The 17,318-nt window shown below is 42.4% G+C and carries 15 protein-coding genes and 1 tRNA gene; 6 read left to right on the forward strand and 10 right to left on the reverse strand.

The genetic code is table 11. From position 1 onward, the window contains the following. Positions 1 to 83: 83 nt before the first annotated feature. The 4 genes from ruvX to CDC37_RS13485 all read right to left on the reverse strand — a co-directional run bounded on the left by ruvX (position 84) and on the right by CDC37_RS13485 (position 4,120). A complete protein-coding gene (ruvX, locus tag CDC37_RS13470) occupies positions 84 to 527 on the reverse strand; it encodes a Holliday junction resolvase RuvX (protein ID WP_172892833.1) in 444 nt (147 codons plus the stop codon). A gap of 70 nt (positions 528 to 597) precedes the next feature. Then, entirely contained in the window at positions 598 to 1,857 is a 1,260-nt protein-coding gene (locus tag CDC37_RS13475; protein WP_096622484.1) for a GNAT family N-acetyltransferase, read from the reverse strand. A gap of 247 nt (positions 1,858 to 2,104) precedes the next feature. Next, positions 2,105 to 2,335 carry a hypothetical protein gene (locus tag CDC37_RS13480; protein WP_096622485.1) on the reverse strand — a complete coding sequence of 77 codons (231 nt, stop codon included), beginning with the start codon at positions 2,333 to 2,335 and terminating at the stop codon, positions 2,105 to 2,107. 189 nt (positions 2,336 to 2,524) lie between these two features. Continuing rightward, the gene (locus CDC37_RS13485) at positions 2,525 to 4,120 is read right to left on the reverse strand and encodes a B12-binding domain-containing radical SAM protein (protein WP_096622486.1); all 1,596 of its coding nucleotides are present in this window, start codon (positions 4,118 to 4,120) and stop codon (positions 2,525 to 2,527) included. A 335-nt stretch (positions 4,121 to 4,455) separates the two neighbouring features. Here CDC37_RS13485 and CDC37_RS13490 point away from each other — a divergent pair, with 335 nt between their 5' ends. Continuing rightward, a complete protein-coding gene (locus tag CDC37_RS13490; RefSeq protein WP_096622487.1) occupies positions 4,456 to 5,058 on the forward strand; it encodes a hypothetical protein in 603 nt (200 codons plus the stop codon). A gap of 159 nt (positions 5,059 to 5,217) precedes the next feature. Here CDC37_RS13490 and CDC37_RS13495 read toward each other — a convergent pair whose 3' ends face one another. The 3 genes from CDC37_RS13495 to trxB form a co-directional block, all read right to left on the reverse strand. Further along, a complete protein-coding gene (locus CDC37_RS13495; protein ID WP_172892782.1) occupies positions 5,218 to 5,427 on the reverse strand; it encodes a DUF6887 family protein in 210 nt (69 codons plus the stop codon). Next, a complete protein-coding gene (locus CDC37_RS25795; protein WP_096626195.1) occupies positions 5,424 to 5,552 on the reverse strand; it encodes a DUF6888 family protein in 129 nt (42 codons plus the stop codon). The genes CDC37_RS13495 and CDC37_RS25795 overlap by 4 nt, the downstream gene beginning before the upstream one ends. A 261-nt stretch (positions 5,553 to 5,813) precedes the next feature. After that, complete coding sequence (gene trxB / locus CDC37_RS13505; RefSeq protein ID WP_096622488.1) at positions 5,814 to 7,181, reverse strand: thioredoxin-disulfide reductase; 1,368 nt, start codon at positions 7,179 to 7,181, stop codon at positions 5,814 to 5,816. A gap of 264 nt (positions 7,182 to 7,445) precedes the next feature. Here trxB and CDC37_RS13510 point away from each other — a divergent pair, with 264 nt between their 5' ends. The 4 genes from CDC37_RS13510 (at position 7,446) to CDC37_RS13525 (ending at position 12,500) form a co-directional block, all read left to right on the forward strand. Next, the gene (locus CDC37_RS13510) at positions 7,446 to 8,096 is read left to right on the forward strand and encodes an HAD-IA family hydrolase (RefSeq protein ID WP_096622489.1); all 651 of its coding nucleotides are present in this window, start codon (positions 7,446 to 7,448) and stop codon (positions 8,094 to 8,096) included. Between the two features lie 502 nt (positions 8,097 to 8,598). After that, on the forward strand, positions 8,599 to 8,997 hold the full coding sequence (locus CDC37_RS13515) for a GNAT family N-acetyltransferase (RefSeq protein WP_096622490.1): 399 nt from the start codon (positions 8,599 to 8,601) through the stop codon (positions 8,995 to 8,997). Positions 8,998 to 9,493: 496 nt separating this feature from the next. Next, on the forward strand, positions 9,494 to 11,251 hold the full coding sequence (gene argS, locus CDC37_RS13520; RefSeq protein ID WP_096622491.1) for an arginine--tRNA ligase: 1,758 nt from the start codon (positions 9,494 to 9,496) through the stop codon (positions 11,249 to 11,251). A 574-nt stretch (positions 11,252 to 11,825) separates the two neighbouring features. After that, a complete protein-coding gene (locus tag CDC37_RS13525; RefSeq protein WP_096622492.1) occupies positions 11,826 to 12,500 on the forward strand; it encodes an SAM-dependent methyltransferase in 675 nt (224 codons plus the stop codon). A 585-nt stretch (positions 12,501 to 13,085) separates the two neighbouring features. Here CDC37_RS13525 and CDC37_RS13530 read toward each other — a convergent pair. Both CDC37_RS13530 and CDC37_RS24340 read right to left on the reverse strand, forming a co-directional pair. Continuing rightward, positions 13,086 to 14,693, reverse strand: coding sequence for a TROVE domain-containing protein (locus CDC37_RS13530; RefSeq protein WP_096622493.1), 1,608 nt, complete (start codon positions 14,691 to 14,693; stop codon positions 13,086 to 13,088). Positions 14,694 to 14,900: 207 nt separating this feature from the next. Continuing rightward, positions 14,901 to 15,023, reverse strand: a tRNA-OTHER gene (locus CDC37_RS24340). 626 nt (positions 15,024 to 15,649) lie between these two features. Here CDC37_RS24340 and CDC37_RS13535 point away from each other — a divergent pair. Beyond that, entirely contained in the window at positions 15,650 to 15,877 is a 228-nt protein-coding gene (locus CDC37_RS13535) for a Uma2 family endonuclease (protein ID WP_197707010.1), read from the forward strand. A 44-nt stretch (positions 15,878 to 15,921) separates the two neighbouring features. Here CDC37_RS13535 and CDC37_RS13540 read toward each other — a convergent pair whose 3' ends face one another. Beyond that, positions 15,922 to 17,124, reverse strand: a complete 1,203-nt coding sequence (locus CDC37_RS13540) for a sensor histidine kinase (protein WP_096622494.1) — start codon at positions 17,122 to 17,124, stop codon at positions 15,922 to 15,924. Between the last annotated feature and the right edge of the window lie 194 nt (positions 17,125 to 17,318).

The following is a 17,318-nucleotide window of genomic DNA, read 5'->3' on the forward strand; positions in this document are numbered from 1 at the left end:
AAACAGGCTATCCAACTTTCAGAATATCATGTACGCTGCTGAATGCATGTATATCTGAGTTGCTTTATTCAAAATATGAGTAGTTAGTTCGCCTTTTTTTGGCTATTTCGCCAATCTAACCACTGCTGTAGAATCAAAGCTGCGGCTTTGCGGTCAATTAATCCCTTATCCCGTGATGGGGAGCGATTTTCTTGGATGATTAACTGTTCGGCTTGATAGGAAGTTAAACGCTCATCCATGTACTCTACCGGAATTTGCAAAAACTTCCCCATCCCCTGGGCAAATTTTTGCACTTGACGCGCTTGAAAACCTAATGTCCCATCCATAGAATAGGGCAAACCCACCACTACCACATCCACTTGCCGCTCCTGAATTATACCCCCCAGGACGGCCATATCTTCCACAAAGCGAGTCCGCCTAATCGTCGTTATCCCCGTGGCAATTAACCCCGTGCGATCGCAACCAGCTACACCAATGCGCTTCCGCCCCACATCCAAACCGAGTGCCGAAATATACTTAGATTGCATATAACTGGGAATCACACTTTCCCTCACCGTTTGATCCCCAGTAGTTTCTGCAACTGCCATATCCATCCCTTCAAGATTCCTGGTCATTCTCCCCCATCTGTCCCGGACAATTTCCCCTATCAGCACATCCATCGGAAGAAAAAGCTACCGAGTCGGAACTGTGATGACGATTACCCATCCTTTCTCCACTGCCACGCTTTTCTCCCCGTCGCCACGACATCCCTCCGGGAATCGGTTTGCGTGCTGGTTGTAAACCCTGCAAGACATCCGGTAACTGTATCCCTTCCAAGGAGACAAATTTCGATTCCCGCACCTTATGCCAAACCGAACGGGACATAATCAAAGTATGCTCTATCCGCGTAGCGCCGATTTTTTCTAAACATTCTTCCCCTTCCTGCAAATAATCCGCCGAGGTAATTCGCAATGACTGGGTGGGGAAACCCTGGGTAATTCGTGCCAATTGCGACAACATCTCTGGGTATAACCACGTATAGGCTGGGTGAACCGTCAAAGTCGCCACATGGGGTTTTTTCCCCTGACGGTCGGAGGTGATTTGAAAATAGCCGATTGCGGCTTTACGTTGGGGTTCAAACACATAACCACTCACCACCTCGGTTTTTGTCACCCATAATTTCACCGCATCAATCAACGATTCAATTAAACTGGTTTTGAAATCACAGGTTTGACGGTCAAAAACCTGACGCACCAGGGGTGGCATAGAGGCAGTATCCAACTGGTATAACAACTGGGCATCCGCATTACTTACAGGCAGCAAATTCGTCAAATCTGGCTCCGATTCCGCCAATTCTGCCAATAAATCCGGTGTAATTTCCCAATGGGTGACTTCCGCTAACCTTTGAAACCCATTACGACGATATAAAGCCAACGCATCACTATCGTTGACGTTCACCTCCAAAACCCACGTCCGCGCTTCTAAAATTGACTCAAAACAATAGCGCAGCAACTGCGAACCAATTGTTTGCCTTTCTATCCCCCGCTCCAGCATCACCCGATCCACACGCCAAGTCGTGCGGGTACGATTAAAAGGCGATACCTGAACCATCCCCAACACATCGCGACCCTGTTCAGCTACGTAAGCGCAAAAACGATAACGCAAAGGATTGGGAAACCAACTCAAGAACTTGAGGAATCCATACCAACGACGCAGCCATTGCAAAGGTTCGCCGTTTTGATGCTCATTTTCCGTATCTGAATTAGCACTAGTACTAGCTAAACGCTCAATAGTATCCAAATCTCGATACTGAATTGGACGGATAACCACGCGAAGGTTTTGGGGTAGTAAAGAAGTCATTTTCATGGGAGCCGCAATTACGCCTCAAGTTAAATGGATGGGGGAGTGTTGCAATTATCTTAACGGCATTTTTTGAATTATTTGCGTTCCGAAAGACTGATTTTGCTGACAAAAATACCAAAAAGCAGGACTTGTTCAGAACAACTGAATCATGTTGAACTTGTCAAGCCTGCCTTCATTCTATTTTATATTCGGGCAAAAAATATCTGAATACGAGAGATGTTACGTTAATTATCTTAACATTTAGCAACAACCTGACTATAATTTACTTATTAATTTGTCGGGAAACCTGTTTTTCAAAATCAGCCTGGGTTTGGCGCAGCAATTGATCGCGACTATCATTGGAAGTGGGATTGAGGGTTGGAACTAAATTACGTGCTTGTAGCGCCATGTGTAGTTGTAGGTGTGCAACGTATTCGCTAAAGTCTTCCCGAACAGAGTTTCCTGGTGCATGTAAGCGAGCTGCCTGTTGACCCTGTGCGAAACTAGATTCCATTGCCACAATGTTTCTCCTTGAACTCTACTTCTTTGCCAGAACGGATTGAGCATTACCAAAACTTATCACGTTATTGGTAATTTATTTTGCATTTCGCAATGAAGTTTAACGCAGATGGGGAAAATTGTGGAGAAATATAAATCAAGTAGAGACAACCCGTCGGGTCGTCCCTACTCCGATTAGGTCAAATTAACTAGCGACACTTGCGACAGCTTCGGGAGTTGAGGAAGGGGGGACGTAGGGTTTTTCCTGTCCTTGAGCGAGATATTCCGATAATTGGGCTTCGATTTGGTCGCGGACGATTTGTCGATACTCACAGAAATGCTCAATATGGGCACAAGTTGCTAGATAATGGTCGAAGACCTTCGGGTTATGCTTGAGGATGCCAAATAGGTGATGCCAGAACTTCCATCGAGTTTCCCGTTTAATCCCTTGTCGCCAAATCACAATCAACAAGGCTTTGAGTACAACTAATTCGGGGAACTTGGCTGGTGCTGTCCAACTTGGACCACCCAGCATTAAAAAGCAACGGTAGGTGCGATCTAAATACTTAATTGGGTCGTATAAATCGCAAAATGCTTCCACGTATTCTCGTGCAATTTCTTCTAGGGGACGGGTGGGGATGAAATTCATCAATGTGGTTTGGTTGATGTTCCCATCTTTATTTGCGCGTAAGCGTCCTTCCCGATTCAGACGATGCCACAGGGCGGTATTAGGTAAGGCTTGTAACATAGCAAAGGTGGTGGAAGGGATGGCCGCTTGTTCGGCAAATCTGACAATACGTGAACCAGCACCGGTTTTTTCATTGTCAAAACCGATAATAAATCCTGCCATTGGTCGCAAACCAGCTTTGATGATGGTGTGGACTGCATCAGCCAGGGAACTGCGGGTATTTTGGAATTTTTTGGTCAGTTGTAGACTATCCTCATCGGGGGTTTCAATCCCTAAAAATACAGCTTTAAAACCCGACTCCACCATTAATTCCATCAATTCTGGGTCTTGGGCTAGATCGACAGAGGCTTCGGTGTCAAAATGAAAGGGGTATTGATGCTCGGCCATCCATTTTTTTAATTCGTGGAGCAACAACTTCACATTGCGCTTATTACCGATGAAATTATCATCCACCATAAATACACCCCGTCGCCAACCCAACTCATACAAATAATCCAGTTCCGCTAATAATTGGGCAGGTGTTTTGGTGCGGGGCTTGCGTCCGTATAAAACGATAATATCGCAGAACTCACACTGGAAAGGACAACCACGGGAAAACTGCACCGACATCATATCGTAAGCATCAAATTCGAGTAAATCGAAGCGGGGGATGGGGGTGGTGGTGACATCGGGTTTTTCTGTAGCGCGGAACACTCCGGATTTTTCACCCCTTTGTACAGCTTCGACAAACATTGGTAAAGTGATTTCTCCCTCATCCAGAATCAAGTAATCAGCACCGACGTTTTGTACTTCCTGGGGAACGGATGTGGGGTAGGGACCACCAACAGCGACTAATTTACCGCGACGTTTTGCTTCTTGGATTTGGGCTAGTAGATCATCTTTTTGGACAATCATCGCCGAAAAAATCACAATATCCGCCCATTCCCATTCTGCCTCAGTTACATCCCGAATATTGCGATCGCACAATTTAAATTCCCATTCTTGGGGTAAAATCGCTGCCACGGTTACTAATCCTAACGGTGGAAGGAGTACTTTGCGATTCACCAAATCCAAAATTTTTTCATACGACCAGAATGTTTTCGGGAACACTGGATAGACAAGCAGAATGCGCATATCGTCTACTCCTGACACCTATATATAATTATTTACAGAGTATTTTGACTAAAGTTATCTAACAGTGTAGAAGATTTTTGCGAAAATATGTTTCGGCTTGCCATTAGTAGTAATTAATTTAAGTTAAAGGCTTGACATTGCGGGAGTGGGAGTAGGGAGAGCCGCGATATATCGCGTCTTTATGGGAGTAGTAGGACAATCAACCTGTTACTCAAAGCTTATGGATTACCTTTGAGAAATGCAGGTAAATACCTCCTGTCTCCTGTCTCCTATTTTTCTCGCTCAATTTTTTTACCCGCTAAAATAACCATAGCCAGCTGCAATTAACAAATACCATGCCATACAACAAGTTCACATTACGTAAGGTAGTGGAAGATTTCTCTTTAGAAATTGTCGAAGGTGATACATTTATTCCCAAATTAGAACCTGTTACACCAAGTGATTTATTGCGGGAAACCCTAGCAGATAGTTTACCTTGGGCAATTGCTGTTGGTAGTGAGAAGGCTCGTTCTGAAGCAATTATTACACCAATTTTGTTGGAAGTTAGGCGACGATTAAATCGTCAGGTGAGCGTATTTTCTGGTGAAGATTTTACCGTAGATGTAGAGGCAGAACTGAGTGGACGTTGTGATTTTCTAGTTAGTCGCTCGGCAGAACAGTTATTCATCAAAGCTCCTGCCATAATTATCGTCGAAGCGAAAAAAGAAGATATAAAACTGGGATTAGGACAATGTATTGCCGAAATGGTTGCAGCGCAAAAATTTAATCAAGCTGCAAAACAGCCAATCCCGACAATCTATGGTTGTGTCACCAGTGGAACCGCTTGGCGATTTTTGCAACTACAAGGACAAACCGTAACCATTGAATTAACCGACTATCCCTTACCACCGGTGGAGGGGATTTTAAGTATCCTACTATGGATGCTACGACCTGAGTAAAGGAAAATTTGTAATCCGCAATCACCCTTGACGCTGAATTGCTTACTCCCCGCTCCCTTTTTATCGGTATCGCCATCAGTGTTGAGTAACGGTTAACTTTCCCACTACTCCCTATTCCCTACTCCCCACTCCCCATTTACAAGCGAGCAGAAATTTTAACTAGCTTGTTTTGAGTTGTTCTAACTTTTGCTTGATTAATACGTCAACATCCTGAAGTTCTGCGCTGGAATTAGGAATATCGAAGGTCTCTGGAGATGCATCAGCCGTAAAACGGTCAACAAAAGCATGGAATGCCGTTTTATCATACGGATGGGCTATCACATAGGCTCTTAACTCGCCTTTTGTCATGGTGCTAAAATCAACCTTCATGATAAAAACCTCCAAAGACCATTGCGATCAATTTCTATCTCTATGTTATCCCCAGCGAGAATAAATAAATTACCTGTTCTTTCATCAAGACGAATTACAAAAATAGGCGTAAAAGTATTGGTCAGGGATTAACACAGAATTACGCACCGAATGCTCTGTGTAGCAGTTGGCAAAACTTGAACACCTCACAACCAAGATTTGAGTTCAGTCCCAAGAATAACTATAGGGGCAAAAAAAAAGCCCCTATCCTGGATTTCTCACGATTAAGTTGTAAGCCTTGAGTAGTGGATTTATTTTCCTTCTACTCCCGTCACGGACTATTCCCCATGAGTTTTAGGGTTTTGTGAGAAATGCGAGCTATGAGTAAATTCATCCCCCGTCATCTTCTAGGAAATATGACTGGCAATCAACTGCCGATATTCGCTTTTTTGTTTGACTCCTTTCAACTCCTGCAATAATTCTTTATTTTTGAAAAATTGGACGGTGGGAGTACCGACAACTCCAGCATTTTCTGCAATTTCCCGGTCTTGGTCGATGTCAATTTCCACAAAGTGGATTTTGCCGTCAAACTCCTCTACAACTTTGTTTAAAATCGGTTTGAGGGTATGACAAGGACCACAACCCGGTGCAACGTATTTAACCACCAGTAAGCGATCGCTTTCGTGGAATAATTTTCTTAGGGCGTAGCCACCTTGGTGACGAGTCTGATTCAAGTCAAATTCCTCCCCACCACTAACTGCTTTCTCGCTGGAGGTATGGGACTGTTGGCTAATGTTGGTCTCGGTTTGATGGAATTCCTGAATCAAGCCGTTGGCTGATAAATACCTTTCTGCTAATAATGCTGCCATACAACCACTACCTGCGGCTGTCACTGCTTGTCGATATTCGTGGTCTTGTACGTCTCCCGCAGCAAATACCCCCTCGATGCTCGTCGCTGCGGAATCGGCTTTGGTGACAATATAACCCACTTCATCTAATTCCAATTGTCCTTGAAATAAGGATGTGTTGGGTGTATGTCCAATGGCATAAAACAAACCTTTAGCTGGTATCTGAAATTCCTCCCCGCTTAACCCATTCTTCACTGTCACACCTTCTAGCCAATCACCACCATACACATCCACCGCTTGGGTATGCCAATGAACTTGGATTTTCGGATTTGCTAATACCCGGTCTTGCATAGCCTTGGAAGCACGCATTTTTTCACCACGCACTAACAAATTCACCTTGGAGCCATACTTTGTTAAATATACTGCTTCCTCCGCAGCCGAATCCCCACCACCAATCACCACCAAATCCTGGGATTTAAATGCTGGTGTCGCTCCGTCACAAATTGCACAGGCTGAAATCCCCCGACTCCAAAATCTTTGTTCGTTCGGTAAACCTAGTCTTTTGGCAGTTGCCCCTGTAGCAATAATTACGCTATTGGCTTGAAATTCCCGTTCGGAGGAGCGAACTGTAAAGGGACGTTGCTGCAAATTAACTTCAATTACATCCTCCATATACAGTTCTGCACCCCACCTTTGAGCTTGAGCTTTCATCTTATCCATTAATTCTGGCCCTGTAATTCCTTCGGGAAACCCAGGAAAATTTTCTACCTCGGTTGTCGTCATCAACTGTCCACCAGGTAAACCCCCCATCTGGAAACCCTCAAAGACAACTGGTTTCAAGTTAGCCCGTGCTGCATAAATTGCTGCTGTGTATCCGGCTGGCCCAGAACCGATAATTACTACATTCTCTACAGTGGGATTTGTCATAGGTATTTATAATAAACTCATAACGACTACGCTTTATTTACGATAGCATAGTCTAGAGAAAATGGCAGTAGGGGAAGAGTAGGGTTGCAGGGGAAGACAATGTATCGCATTTTGAGGGAGTAGGTGAAATGGAATCAGCCTATTTTCTTCCCAGACGAAATTTATATAAACTTTTGCAACCGATTTGGTAGATTTACCCAGGGAGAACGTCGGCACTAGGAAGAATTTGAGTATATTGGAAATAATATCTCGGTGTCAGAAATTATGGACAAGCCAAAAGTTATCTTTCTGGATGCGGTGGGTACGTTATTTGGGGTGAAAGGTAGCGTCGGTGAAATTTATAGTCAAATAGCCCGAGATTTTGGGGTGGATGCAGACCCAAAAAATGTGAATCAAGCCTTTATCGATAGCGTTCAAGCATTACCACCCCCAGTGTTTCCGGGGATTGCCGAGGTCGATATTCCCCAGGCGGAGTTTACTTGGTGGCGGGCGATCGCCTATAATACATTTATGCAGGCGGGTGTTATTTCCCAGTTTACAGACTTTGAGACTTTTTTTAGCGAGTTATACATTCATTTCGGTACAGCCGAACCGTGGATAGTTTATCCAGATGTGATTCCAGCCTTAATTAGTTGGCGTAAGCGGGGAATTGAACTAGGTATAATTTCTAACTTTGATTCCCGTTTATATTCAGTATTGCAGGCCTTGGAATTGCGGGAATTTTTCGGTTCGATTACGATTTCCACCCAGGTAGGTGCAGCCAAACCAGATAGAAAGATATTTACTACCGCTTTAGCCAAACATAATTGTCAGCCAAGTGCAGCATGGCATGTGGGCGATAGTAAAACCGATGATTACTATGGAGCAAAGTCTGTGGGGATACGAGGGGTTTGGATTAATCGTCGTACTGCATAGGGGTTGTTGGCTGTTGACGGTTGACTGTTGGTGAAGGAGCATCACGGAAGACGAGATAAAGTGTTAAATACAACACACTTATCTAAAATATATTGCGGAATAAAAAATTTTCCGGTTTAATATATCCGGCTCGATTTTTATTGAATTCAAAGGTGTAACCTTGACGGAAAAGAAGCAGGGGGAAACAAAAATCCTGGTGTTGCTGAATTTGGGTATGAATTATGATTGTTTACATTTTGTATTGAAACCACAATCGCCGTAGAGACGTAGCGATGTTACGTCTCTACACAACGTCAAATTTTCAATTCATATTTGTATTCAGCAATGCCAAAATCCTAGTCCCCTACTTGTGAGGAGGGGAGAAGCTCTGCGACGCTTCGCGTCTGTGGGATGGGGTAGACTAGCCGTTCTACGCACGTCTACACAAATAACTAGTATAAGTAATTCTGTTCTCGCACCGCAGCCATTGAATGTGAAGATAGCACAACTTAATCAAAATAGTATGACAATCCACTTTTCGGAAACGCGAGATATCGAACTCACCCAAATTATTTTTTTATACAAAGCGAATCGTTGGTCATCAATCCAGAAACCGCAGGAATTACATCAAGGTTTATTAAATTCCCACTATTTGGTGTCAGCGTGGGATGGAAGTGAGTTGGTGGGGATTGGGAATGCAATTTCCGATGGTTATCTAGTGGTGTACTATCCCCATTTAATTGTCCATCCTGATTACCAACACCAGGGGATTGGGAAACAACTAATGGAAATGTTACAGCGACGTTATCAAGGTTTTCACATGCAAATTTTGGTTGCGGATCAAGATGCGATCGCATTTTACGAAAAATGTGGGTTTGTCAAGGCAGAAAATACTCAAGCCATGTGGTATTTACCTTCATAGATATCGGTGAAGGGGAGGAACAAAAACGCAGCGAAAAATATTTGTGTAGTTGGGAACCACTGCGCTATCGCGGTTCCCCGATAACCCAGCAACGTGCATCAACTGTTAGGTTAGGTAATGTTAGACAATACCTGCAATTCCTACATTTGTGACAAGGGAGTGATCAGCCTTGAGTAATGGGTTCATTTTCCTACTACTCCCTACTCCCCGCTCCCTACTCACTGAAAGTTTTAGGAGTTTGTGAGAAATCCGGGAATTGCTGTTTGAGGCTAGAATCTCCGCAATGGGTGAGCGGGGAGTAAGTATGTCAAAATAAATCTGTCAAGACAGCAAAATGACTAGAATTTCATCAATTCTGATGGAATCTAGGTAGTGTGTTTCCCTATTTGTGTGAGTGCAATTGCATGGCTGTGAGACTTTGATAACAGGAGAAATAGCGATGGACTCCGATGACTAGCTAGTTCTAACAAAAAGCAAAACAAAAAGAAAATAACCTATGGACTCGACGCAGGAACAATTAAAATTAAAGGTAGAACAGGCATTAGTAGCGGCATTTGGTAGAGAATGGACGGGAACAGATCCGATGTTAGTGACTGCTAGTAATCCGAAATTTGGGGATTACCAAGCAAATCTTGCTTTACCACTGGCCAAAAAAATCGGACAACAACCAAGAGTGATCGCGCAGTCAATTGTAGCCAAATTAGATGTATCGGATATTTGTGAACCACCGGAAATAGCTGGTCCTGGTTTTATTAATTTGCGCTTAAAAACCGATTATTTGCAAACCCAATTGACCCGAATGCATCAAGATGAGCGTTTGGGTGTAGGAAAAGCGAAAAATCCCCAACGACAAATAGTTGATTTTTCCAGTCCCAATATTGCCAAGGAAATGCACGTGGGACATTTGCGTTCCACAATTATTGGTGATTGTATTGCCCGTATTTTAGAGTTTAGAGGACATGATGTTTTACGTTTGAATCATGTTGGGGATTGGGGTACACAATTTGGAATGTTAATTGCCTATTTACGGGAAGTGTATCCACAGGCTTTAACGACTGCTAATGCATTAGAAATTGGTGATTTAGTAGAGTTTTATAAAAAAGCCAAAAAACGCTTTGATGAGGATGATAACTTTAAAGAAACTGCACGACAAGAAGTTGTGAAATTGCAATCTGGTGCGGTGGATACGACCCATGCATGGCAGTTACTCTGTGAACAATCCCGTCAGGAATTCCAGGTAATCTACGATTTATTAGATATTCGCTTGACGGAGCGGGGAGAATCATTTTATAATCCGTTCCTTCCCCATGTTGTCACCGATTTAGAAGCGGCTGGTTTACTGGAAGAAAGTGATGGTGCTAAGGTTGTTTTCCTTGAAGGATTTACCAATAAGGAAGGTCAACCCCTACCTTTGATTATTCAAAAATCAGACGGAGGGTATAACTATGCAACCACCGATTTAGCTGCGCTGCGACACCGAATTCAGAAAGAAGAAGGTAAACGATTAATTTATGTCACCGATGCTGGACAAGCGGGACATTTTGCAGGGGTTTTTCAAGTCGCACGTCGTGCTGGTTGGGTACCCGATGATGTGGAACTTGTCCATGTACCCTTTGGGTTAGTATTGGGGGAAGATGGTAAAAGACTGAAAACCCGTGCGGGAGATACGGTGAGATTGCGGGATTTACTGGATGAAGCCGTATTGAGAGCGAAACAAGACTTAGAAGCACGGTTGGAGGAAAATCAACGTCAAGAAAGTCCAGAATTTATTGCCCATGTTGCTCAAGTGGTGGGGATAAGTGCGGTTAAATATGCCGATTTAAGTCAAAATCGTACCACCGATTATAAGTTTAGTTTTGACCGGATGTTATCTTTAAAAGGGAATACGGCTCCCTATATGTTGTATTCCTTTGCGCGGACACAAAGTATTGCGAGGGAAGGTAATATTGATTTTACTAATTTAGGGAATGAGGCAAAAATAATTTTACAGGCAGATGGGGAATTTACCCTAGCTAAACATCTTTTAGAATTGGGTGAAGTAATTAACGCCGTTGAGCAAGAATTAATGCCGAATCGTCTGTGTGATTATTTGTATCAACTGAGTGATAAATTTAATAAGTTCTACGAAAACTGTCCGGTACTTAAGTCCGAAGAGCCAATTAAAACGTCACGGTTAATGTTATGTGATTTAACTGCGAGAACCTTAAAATTAGGTTTGAATTTGTTGGGTATTTCGGTTTTAGACAGAATGTAGGGACATACCCGAAAATTAATTATCTGGTAGAAATTTAGTTGACAGTTAACGGTTCACTGTTAACTGTTGACTAATTGAGAAATACCCAGATTTATCACAAACTCCGCAAATTTTCAGTCAGTAGGGAGTGGGGAGTGCAAATAAACTATTTTCTTGTTTGTGTCCCAACAACATGGAGACTCCCTTGCGAGAAATGCAGATGTATCCTTCCCCAAACAACTGAGGTACACCTCAATTTCTCTAGTTTTTATCCAACAATACAAGTAGACTGAAATATCGCACCTCACTAGACCGGAAATCCCTATACCCGCATTTCTCACAAAACCCTAAAACTAATGGGGAATAGGGAGTAGGGATAGTCCGTAGAAGGAAAATCAATCCGTTACTCAAGGCTTACAACTTACTCGTGAGAAATCCAGGTATGGATAAGTCGGTTTGAAAAAATCAAAATATGTCCGAAGCGAGTGGAACCCAGTGAAAGGAAGCAATCTCAAGGCTGTGAATATTGTTTACAATCCGTTACATAATGAGGTTTATTTGTGACGACTTAACTCAATAACTAATTCCGTGAAACATGAAACTTGAAGAAATTGTTCCTTGGGGACGCAATTTAGCTGAATATAGACAAATGTTTAACCTGAGTGATGGGGATTTGTGTCAGCGCATATTGGGATGTGGGGATGGTCCTGCAAGCTTTAATGCACAGATGACCCAACTAGGACACCAGGTTACTTCCATCGATCCCCTATATGCTTTTTCCCCAGAAGAAATTCGTCAGCGCTTTGAGGACACCTATCCCACAATTATTTATCAACTACAAAAACAGTCCTCACGCTATGTTTGGCAGAATTTTCGCGACCCAGAGGACTTAGGAAGGGTGAGAAGGGAAACGATGGAGTTATTTCTGGAGGATTATCCCCAGGGTAAATTAGCTGGTCGGTATATTGCGCGATCGCTTCCGCAAACCCGATTCGGCAATCGCGAGTTTGATTTATGTCTCTGTTCCCATTTACTGTTTTTGTATTCAGATTTATTAAGTTTGGATATGCATATCGCATCGATTGATGAACTATTACGGGTTGGATTACAGGTACGAATTTTTCCTTTGGTGACTTTGGATGGGGAAATTTCTCCCTATGTGGAACCGATTCGCCATCGATTTCAACAATTAGGATATCAAGTCAAAATTTCCACCGTTGCTTACGAGTTTCAACGGGGGGGAAATCAAATGCTAACTATACACCCATAGATCAAGAGAAATTTCTCACAACCAGATAATTTTGATTTATATCGATCCTCTTGTACTTTGATATCACGTGAATTCGACGGATTGTAAACGCTACAATGCCTGTGAATCAATGATTTTGAAAGTTAAGTTTTAAAGTAACCTCATCCATTAGTTGAGAACAAAGTCAATTACTGACTGATTTCAGGTTTAATGATTTTATTCTCAACATCATACTCGGAGGTTTTTAAAAACTTCTATTTCCTACGAATAATACTGGACAAGAGTTTCAGGCTTTATAACTCATCGAACTCACTTTGATATCAATGAAACTAGAATAATCAACGGTTATATCGATTCTCTTGTACTTTGCAATAAATGCAACTAGAATAATCAACGGTTATAGCCCCTGATATGTAGCGACCATTAGCGTAAACGATATTAAACCCTTAACATGATGTTGAATAAAAAAAGGCGGGTGTGGGAGTCGAACCCATTGAGACCGATAACCCTGGATTCTGCGTCCTGAAAGGTTAATTATGAATCAGGGAAAACCCGCCAAAGAATTTTGTTCATAGCTAGAGACGCGATATATCGCGTCTATAACAGTTACACATCCCCTGCTGCTAGCATCTGAATTAACCTGGGGATACCAGGGTCAAATCCCGCAAAATCCCAGGAATTGGGGTCGTGGGGGTCTACCAAGCTGATTTGGTAGGGTGTCAAGGTGACATATACCGCTTTGACCTTGGGGTTGACTTTTTGGCGATATTCCTGTAGAGCTTGAGATGGGTGTTTAGAACCAGCCCAACTTTCCGAGTCAGTCCAAAAACACACCACATCGGCTTTAAACCGGTGCTGAATCATCCAATCATAAGCAACGGATGCATCTGTAGCACCAAAGTTTTGCTCGCTAGCTTTTTTTAAAGCCGAACTAAAGCTATCCTTGGCTGTAATTTTCAAATCCCGAAAATCATCGGCAAAGCCACGAATCATGTAGTTTTTCTCGGCTTTAGCAGTTACAAGAGCCATTGTGGTCGCAATTTCGCAGCAGGTTAACCCCATGCTACTAACGGAGTAGTAACTCATGGAACCGGACACATCCACAGCGTGCATAAACACCTTACCTGTTGGTTCCACGACATCAAACGCAAGTTCTAAAGCCTTTTCGAGGATATCGACAATCCGAGGAACTGGTTGCCAAGTTTTTTTCCCCCGTCCCAAATTTCCCCCTGATTGGTAGGTTTTTAAAGCCTTGAGAACATCAATCGGATGAATCCGACCTTGACGTAGATGTTGGGAACTATTAAGAACCGCTTCCACCCGATCCAGATTCTTGGTTTCACGGGGACTGAGTACACCTAGCTCCGTCAAAGAACCTAAATTCCGCAACATGGCTCCAATTGGCATGTCGTTAAACAACAACTGCCAAGCTTTCTTATCCATTTTACCAATGGGTGCAGCCATTTCATGGGTTAACCGACCTTGAGCGATCGCAGTTTTGCTTCCTTGGGGATTCCGTTTCAACCATTCATACCACCACACCTGTGCTAAAGCTTGACTGGGGATTTCCGTCGGTAATTCAGACCAACCTTTCACCACCCAGTTGTATAATAGTTGATGGTCTGTTGTCGGGGGTTTAACGTGGAATAACCGCAGGGCATCCCGATGACTGAAACCGTGACGTTGTTGATATTTCAATAGTTGATAAGCCAAACCTTTCACATCCGGGTTTTGCAACCACTGATTACCAACTTCCCGCACTATTTTCCCAAAACCACGCATGGATTTGGTATAACTTAACCACTCGTAAAAATGGCTACCTGTGCGCACCACCTGGGGAAAAACCCTCAAAAAGGCACTTTTCGCTGCGGGTGTTTCCCCCATCGACAACAACACTAAAGCCAAAATCGGTGCGCTGTTGTTGATTGCTCTACCATCACTAGCATACACAATCTCCTGGGCAACTCGATCGGGATTTTTGGCGATCGCTTGCTGTAATATATCGATAAAATCTGCCGTTAATTCCTGTTTCCCCGCATAATAGGTACTTTGGGCTGTTCCCACCAGCAAACAACGGCGTAACATCTCCCAAATTCCCACATCGAACATGTATCCACCGCTACGTCCCCATATCATTTCTGTTTCCCGACCAGGGATGGGCTGGTTTTGACTAGTATATTTGGTATTTTTTTGTGTGAAAAATTTATAGTCCATTTTTATACCTCCAGCCCAATGGGCAAAACAAGGCGGTGGAACGGGATTTGCACCCGCGATAACCCTCTATTCTGCGTTCCCAAGGGTAAGTAATGAATGAAGGGTGATAAGCGCTCTCCTGCTCTTGCTACTCACCGCATATATGATTTGGAGAAAAGAACACAGGAGACCAGATAAAAATCTTGAATCCAAGATGGTATAATTGAACGCGGAGGGCAGGATTTGCACCTGCGTCCAACGGCTGAGAAAGCGATAACCCTAATTCTGCGTCCTCAAAGGCAAGTATCGAAAAAGGATGTTTACGTTGCTCTGCTACTGAGCTACCCCCGCACAATATAGGTGAATACAGAATACAGGAGTACAGAAAACCTGCGATTTCTGTTTCCGGTGCTGACATATACACGACTTTCTAGATGGTTAATGCTTAAAAGTCAACTGTCAACCAACAGGGGAATATATCAGCCCGCAAAGTATAAATACATATATATAAATACGCGTTGAAATTGATGTCGCGAAGCAGGATTTACACCCGCATCTCCGGAATTGCTGCTTAAGGGATTGTGTATTCAATATACGATAACCCTCAAACATTCGACCTTTGCAGGTAAGGAATGGTGTTCTCAAATATTGAACTATCCGCGACACCCAAGCTGTATTTGCTTGTATTATTAATGTAGTATAGGTGGTATGGACTGTCAAGGGGTGTGAATAATTTTTTTGAGGATGCGTTACCTGCATTTGGAGCAAAAACTTACGGGGATAGTCCGTAGAAGGACGATTAATCCGTCACTCAAGACTTATATCGTCAGCTGTTGAGGCTATTTTGACGGAAAAAAGTGCAAATACATGGGTATATAAAACTTCAAAGTCTTGCATTTGTAATTTTTTGGGTCTTTTGAAAAATTGTAAAGGTTTTATCAAAATCAACCCAAAATTATGAACAGGGAAATAAGTTTTTGTACTATCGTTCGATTCCGGAATTTAAAGAATTCATTTTAATCGACCAATATCAATATCATGTGATGCATTATGTGAAGACTGGGAATGGAAAATGGGTTTTAGATGAAATTGAAGGGGAATCAGCTAATTTAACCTTGGTAACTGTGGATTTTACAATTACATTAGGTGACATTTACGAGCAAGTTGATTTTACTGTGAAAGATGGTCAGGAAGAAAGTGATTAAAACTTTAATTTTGTAATGAAACCTGTTTTGGTATCTTATCCCCTTCAAAAAGGTACTTTCAATTTAATTTTTGTACCGATATTGGCAAAACTTTGAATATCTAATTCTCCACCAAGAATTTGAGTGCGTTCGCGCATTCCTTGCAGACCGAAACCTGTGTGGGGCGAATTGACATCGAAGCCGATACCATCATCTTCCAGTTCAATGATAATATTTTCTCGCTGTTGATAGCCGCGTAGATTTACATTTTTGGCGCTAGCGTGTTTTTGAATATTATTTAAACCTTCTTTGATGATGCAGTAAATTTGATGGCTGGTAGATAAAGGTAATTGGGGAAGTTTTAAATTTAGATGAAATGTGATAGTTTCGTGTTGTTGAATTTGGGCGATTAATTGTTGGAGTGCGTCATTAAATTGGAGATTGCGATCGCAACCTAATTTTCCCCCATCACGCATAGTTTTGACTGATAATCTGACTTCGTTTAAACATTGGCTAGAAAGGTCTTTGGCAATATTTAATGATTTGATAACTTTGTCTGGGTCGCGTTGATATAAACGTTGGGCTAGTTCCAGTTGTACATCTAAAGAAGTTAAAATATGTCCCAGGGAATCGTGGATTTCTCTAGCAATTTGCACCCTTTCCAAGCGTGTTGCTAACACCTCTACTTCCTGAGCAAGTTTTTGTGCTTGCAGACGACTTTTTTGTTCTGCAACAATAGCAAAACAAAATAAAATTACAAATGTGCTAGCTGCTAAATAACTACCAGCCTCATTGATCAAAGCATCAATTACAATTGCTTGGGTATTAAATAAACGTTGAATTCGGACTTCAATATTCATCCGTTCAAACTCTAACATGGGAGGTATGCTCCAGACCCGCAGAGCAATCCAAACACAGCCTGTAAAAATAGTTGTGAGAATTACTTCTTGGCGCTTAAATAAATAACAGGTTTTGGCTAAAATCAAATATAAAAGTATATCTAAACCTTTGCTTGCTGCTTGAGATAGCATGACCGCAGTTATATCAACGAAAATATAAAGCCGACGCAACCACATAGGACGGTTAATCGGGAAGAAAAAGCTGAGAATTGCTGTCATTCCAAAACAGGTAAAAATCGCCGCAGATGGCCAAAGACGGGAAATATAAGTACCTTTACGCAATTCAAATAAAAATATCGTCAAGTAAACGATTATTAATGTCCATTCAACATAACGTACTGTGTTACCAAAAGTAGAATAATTGCGCATTCTCAATCATCAATTCCCATGCGGGTTGTTCGGTTTATACTACAGCTATTCTACATTCATACCAGTGATATCATGTCCGTTGACAGACCCATAAAAAACTCACCCAGAGACGGTAAACCACCAAGGTTTGAGTTGGATGATGGTTATAGGAGCGGACATGGTATCAAATAGTATGATGTCGCGATCGCCTTATC

It is taken from the genome of Calothrix sp. NIES-3974 (assembly GCF_002368395.1).
Taxonomy (GTDB): domain Bacteria; phylum Cyanobacteriota; class Cyanobacteriia; order Cyanobacteriales; family Nostocaceae; genus NIES-3974.

Bases quoted from the DNA above. Each gene is read 5' to 3' on its own strand.
- CDC37_RS13525 (WP_096622492.1), top strand. From the start codon at position 11,826: ATGAAACTTGAAGAAATTGTTCCTTGGGGACGCAATTTAGCTGAATAT.
- CDC37_RS13495 (WP_172892782.1), bottom strand. From the start codon at position 5,427: ATGAAGGTTGATTTTAGCACCATGACAAAAGGCGAGTTAAGAGCCTAT.
- CDC37_RS13480 (WP_096622485.1), bottom strand. From the start codon at position 2,335: ATGGAATCTAGTTTCGCACAGGGTCAACAGGCAGCTCGCTTACATGCA.
- ruvX (WP_172892833.1), bottom strand. From the start codon at position 527: ATGCAATCTAAGTATATTTCGGCACTCGGTTTGGATGTGGGGCGGAAG.
- trxB (WP_096622488.1), bottom strand. From the start codon at position 7,181: ATGACAAATCCCACTGTAGAGAATGTAGTAATTATCGGTTCTGGGCCA.
- CDC37_RS13490 (WP_096622487.1), top strand. From the start codon at position 4,456: ATGCCATACAACAAGTTCACATTACGTAAGGTAGTGGAAGATTTCTCT.
- CDC37_RS13510 (WP_096622489.1), top strand. From the start codon at position 7,446: ATGGACAAGCCAAAAGTTATCTTTCTGGATGCGGTGGGTACGTTATTT.
- CDC37_RS13530 (WP_096622493.1), bottom strand. From the start codon at position 14,693: ATGGACTATAAATTTTTCACACAAAAAAATACCAAATATACTAGTCAA.
- CDC37_RS13485 (WP_096622486.1), bottom strand. From the start codon at position 4,120: ATGCGCATTCTGCTTGTCTATCCAGTGTTCCCGAAAACATTCTGGTCG.
- argS (WP_096622491.1), top strand. From the start codon at position 9,494: ATGGACTCGACGCAGGAACAATTAAAATTAAAGGTAGAACAGGCATTA.
- CDC37_RS13540 (WP_096622494.1), bottom strand. From the start codon at position 17,124: ATGCGCAATTATTCTACTTTTGGTAACACAGTACGTTATGTTGAATGG.
- CDC37_RS13515 (WP_096622490.1), top strand. From the start codon at position 8,599: ATGACAATCCACTTTTCGGAAACGCGAGATATCGAACTCACCCAAATT.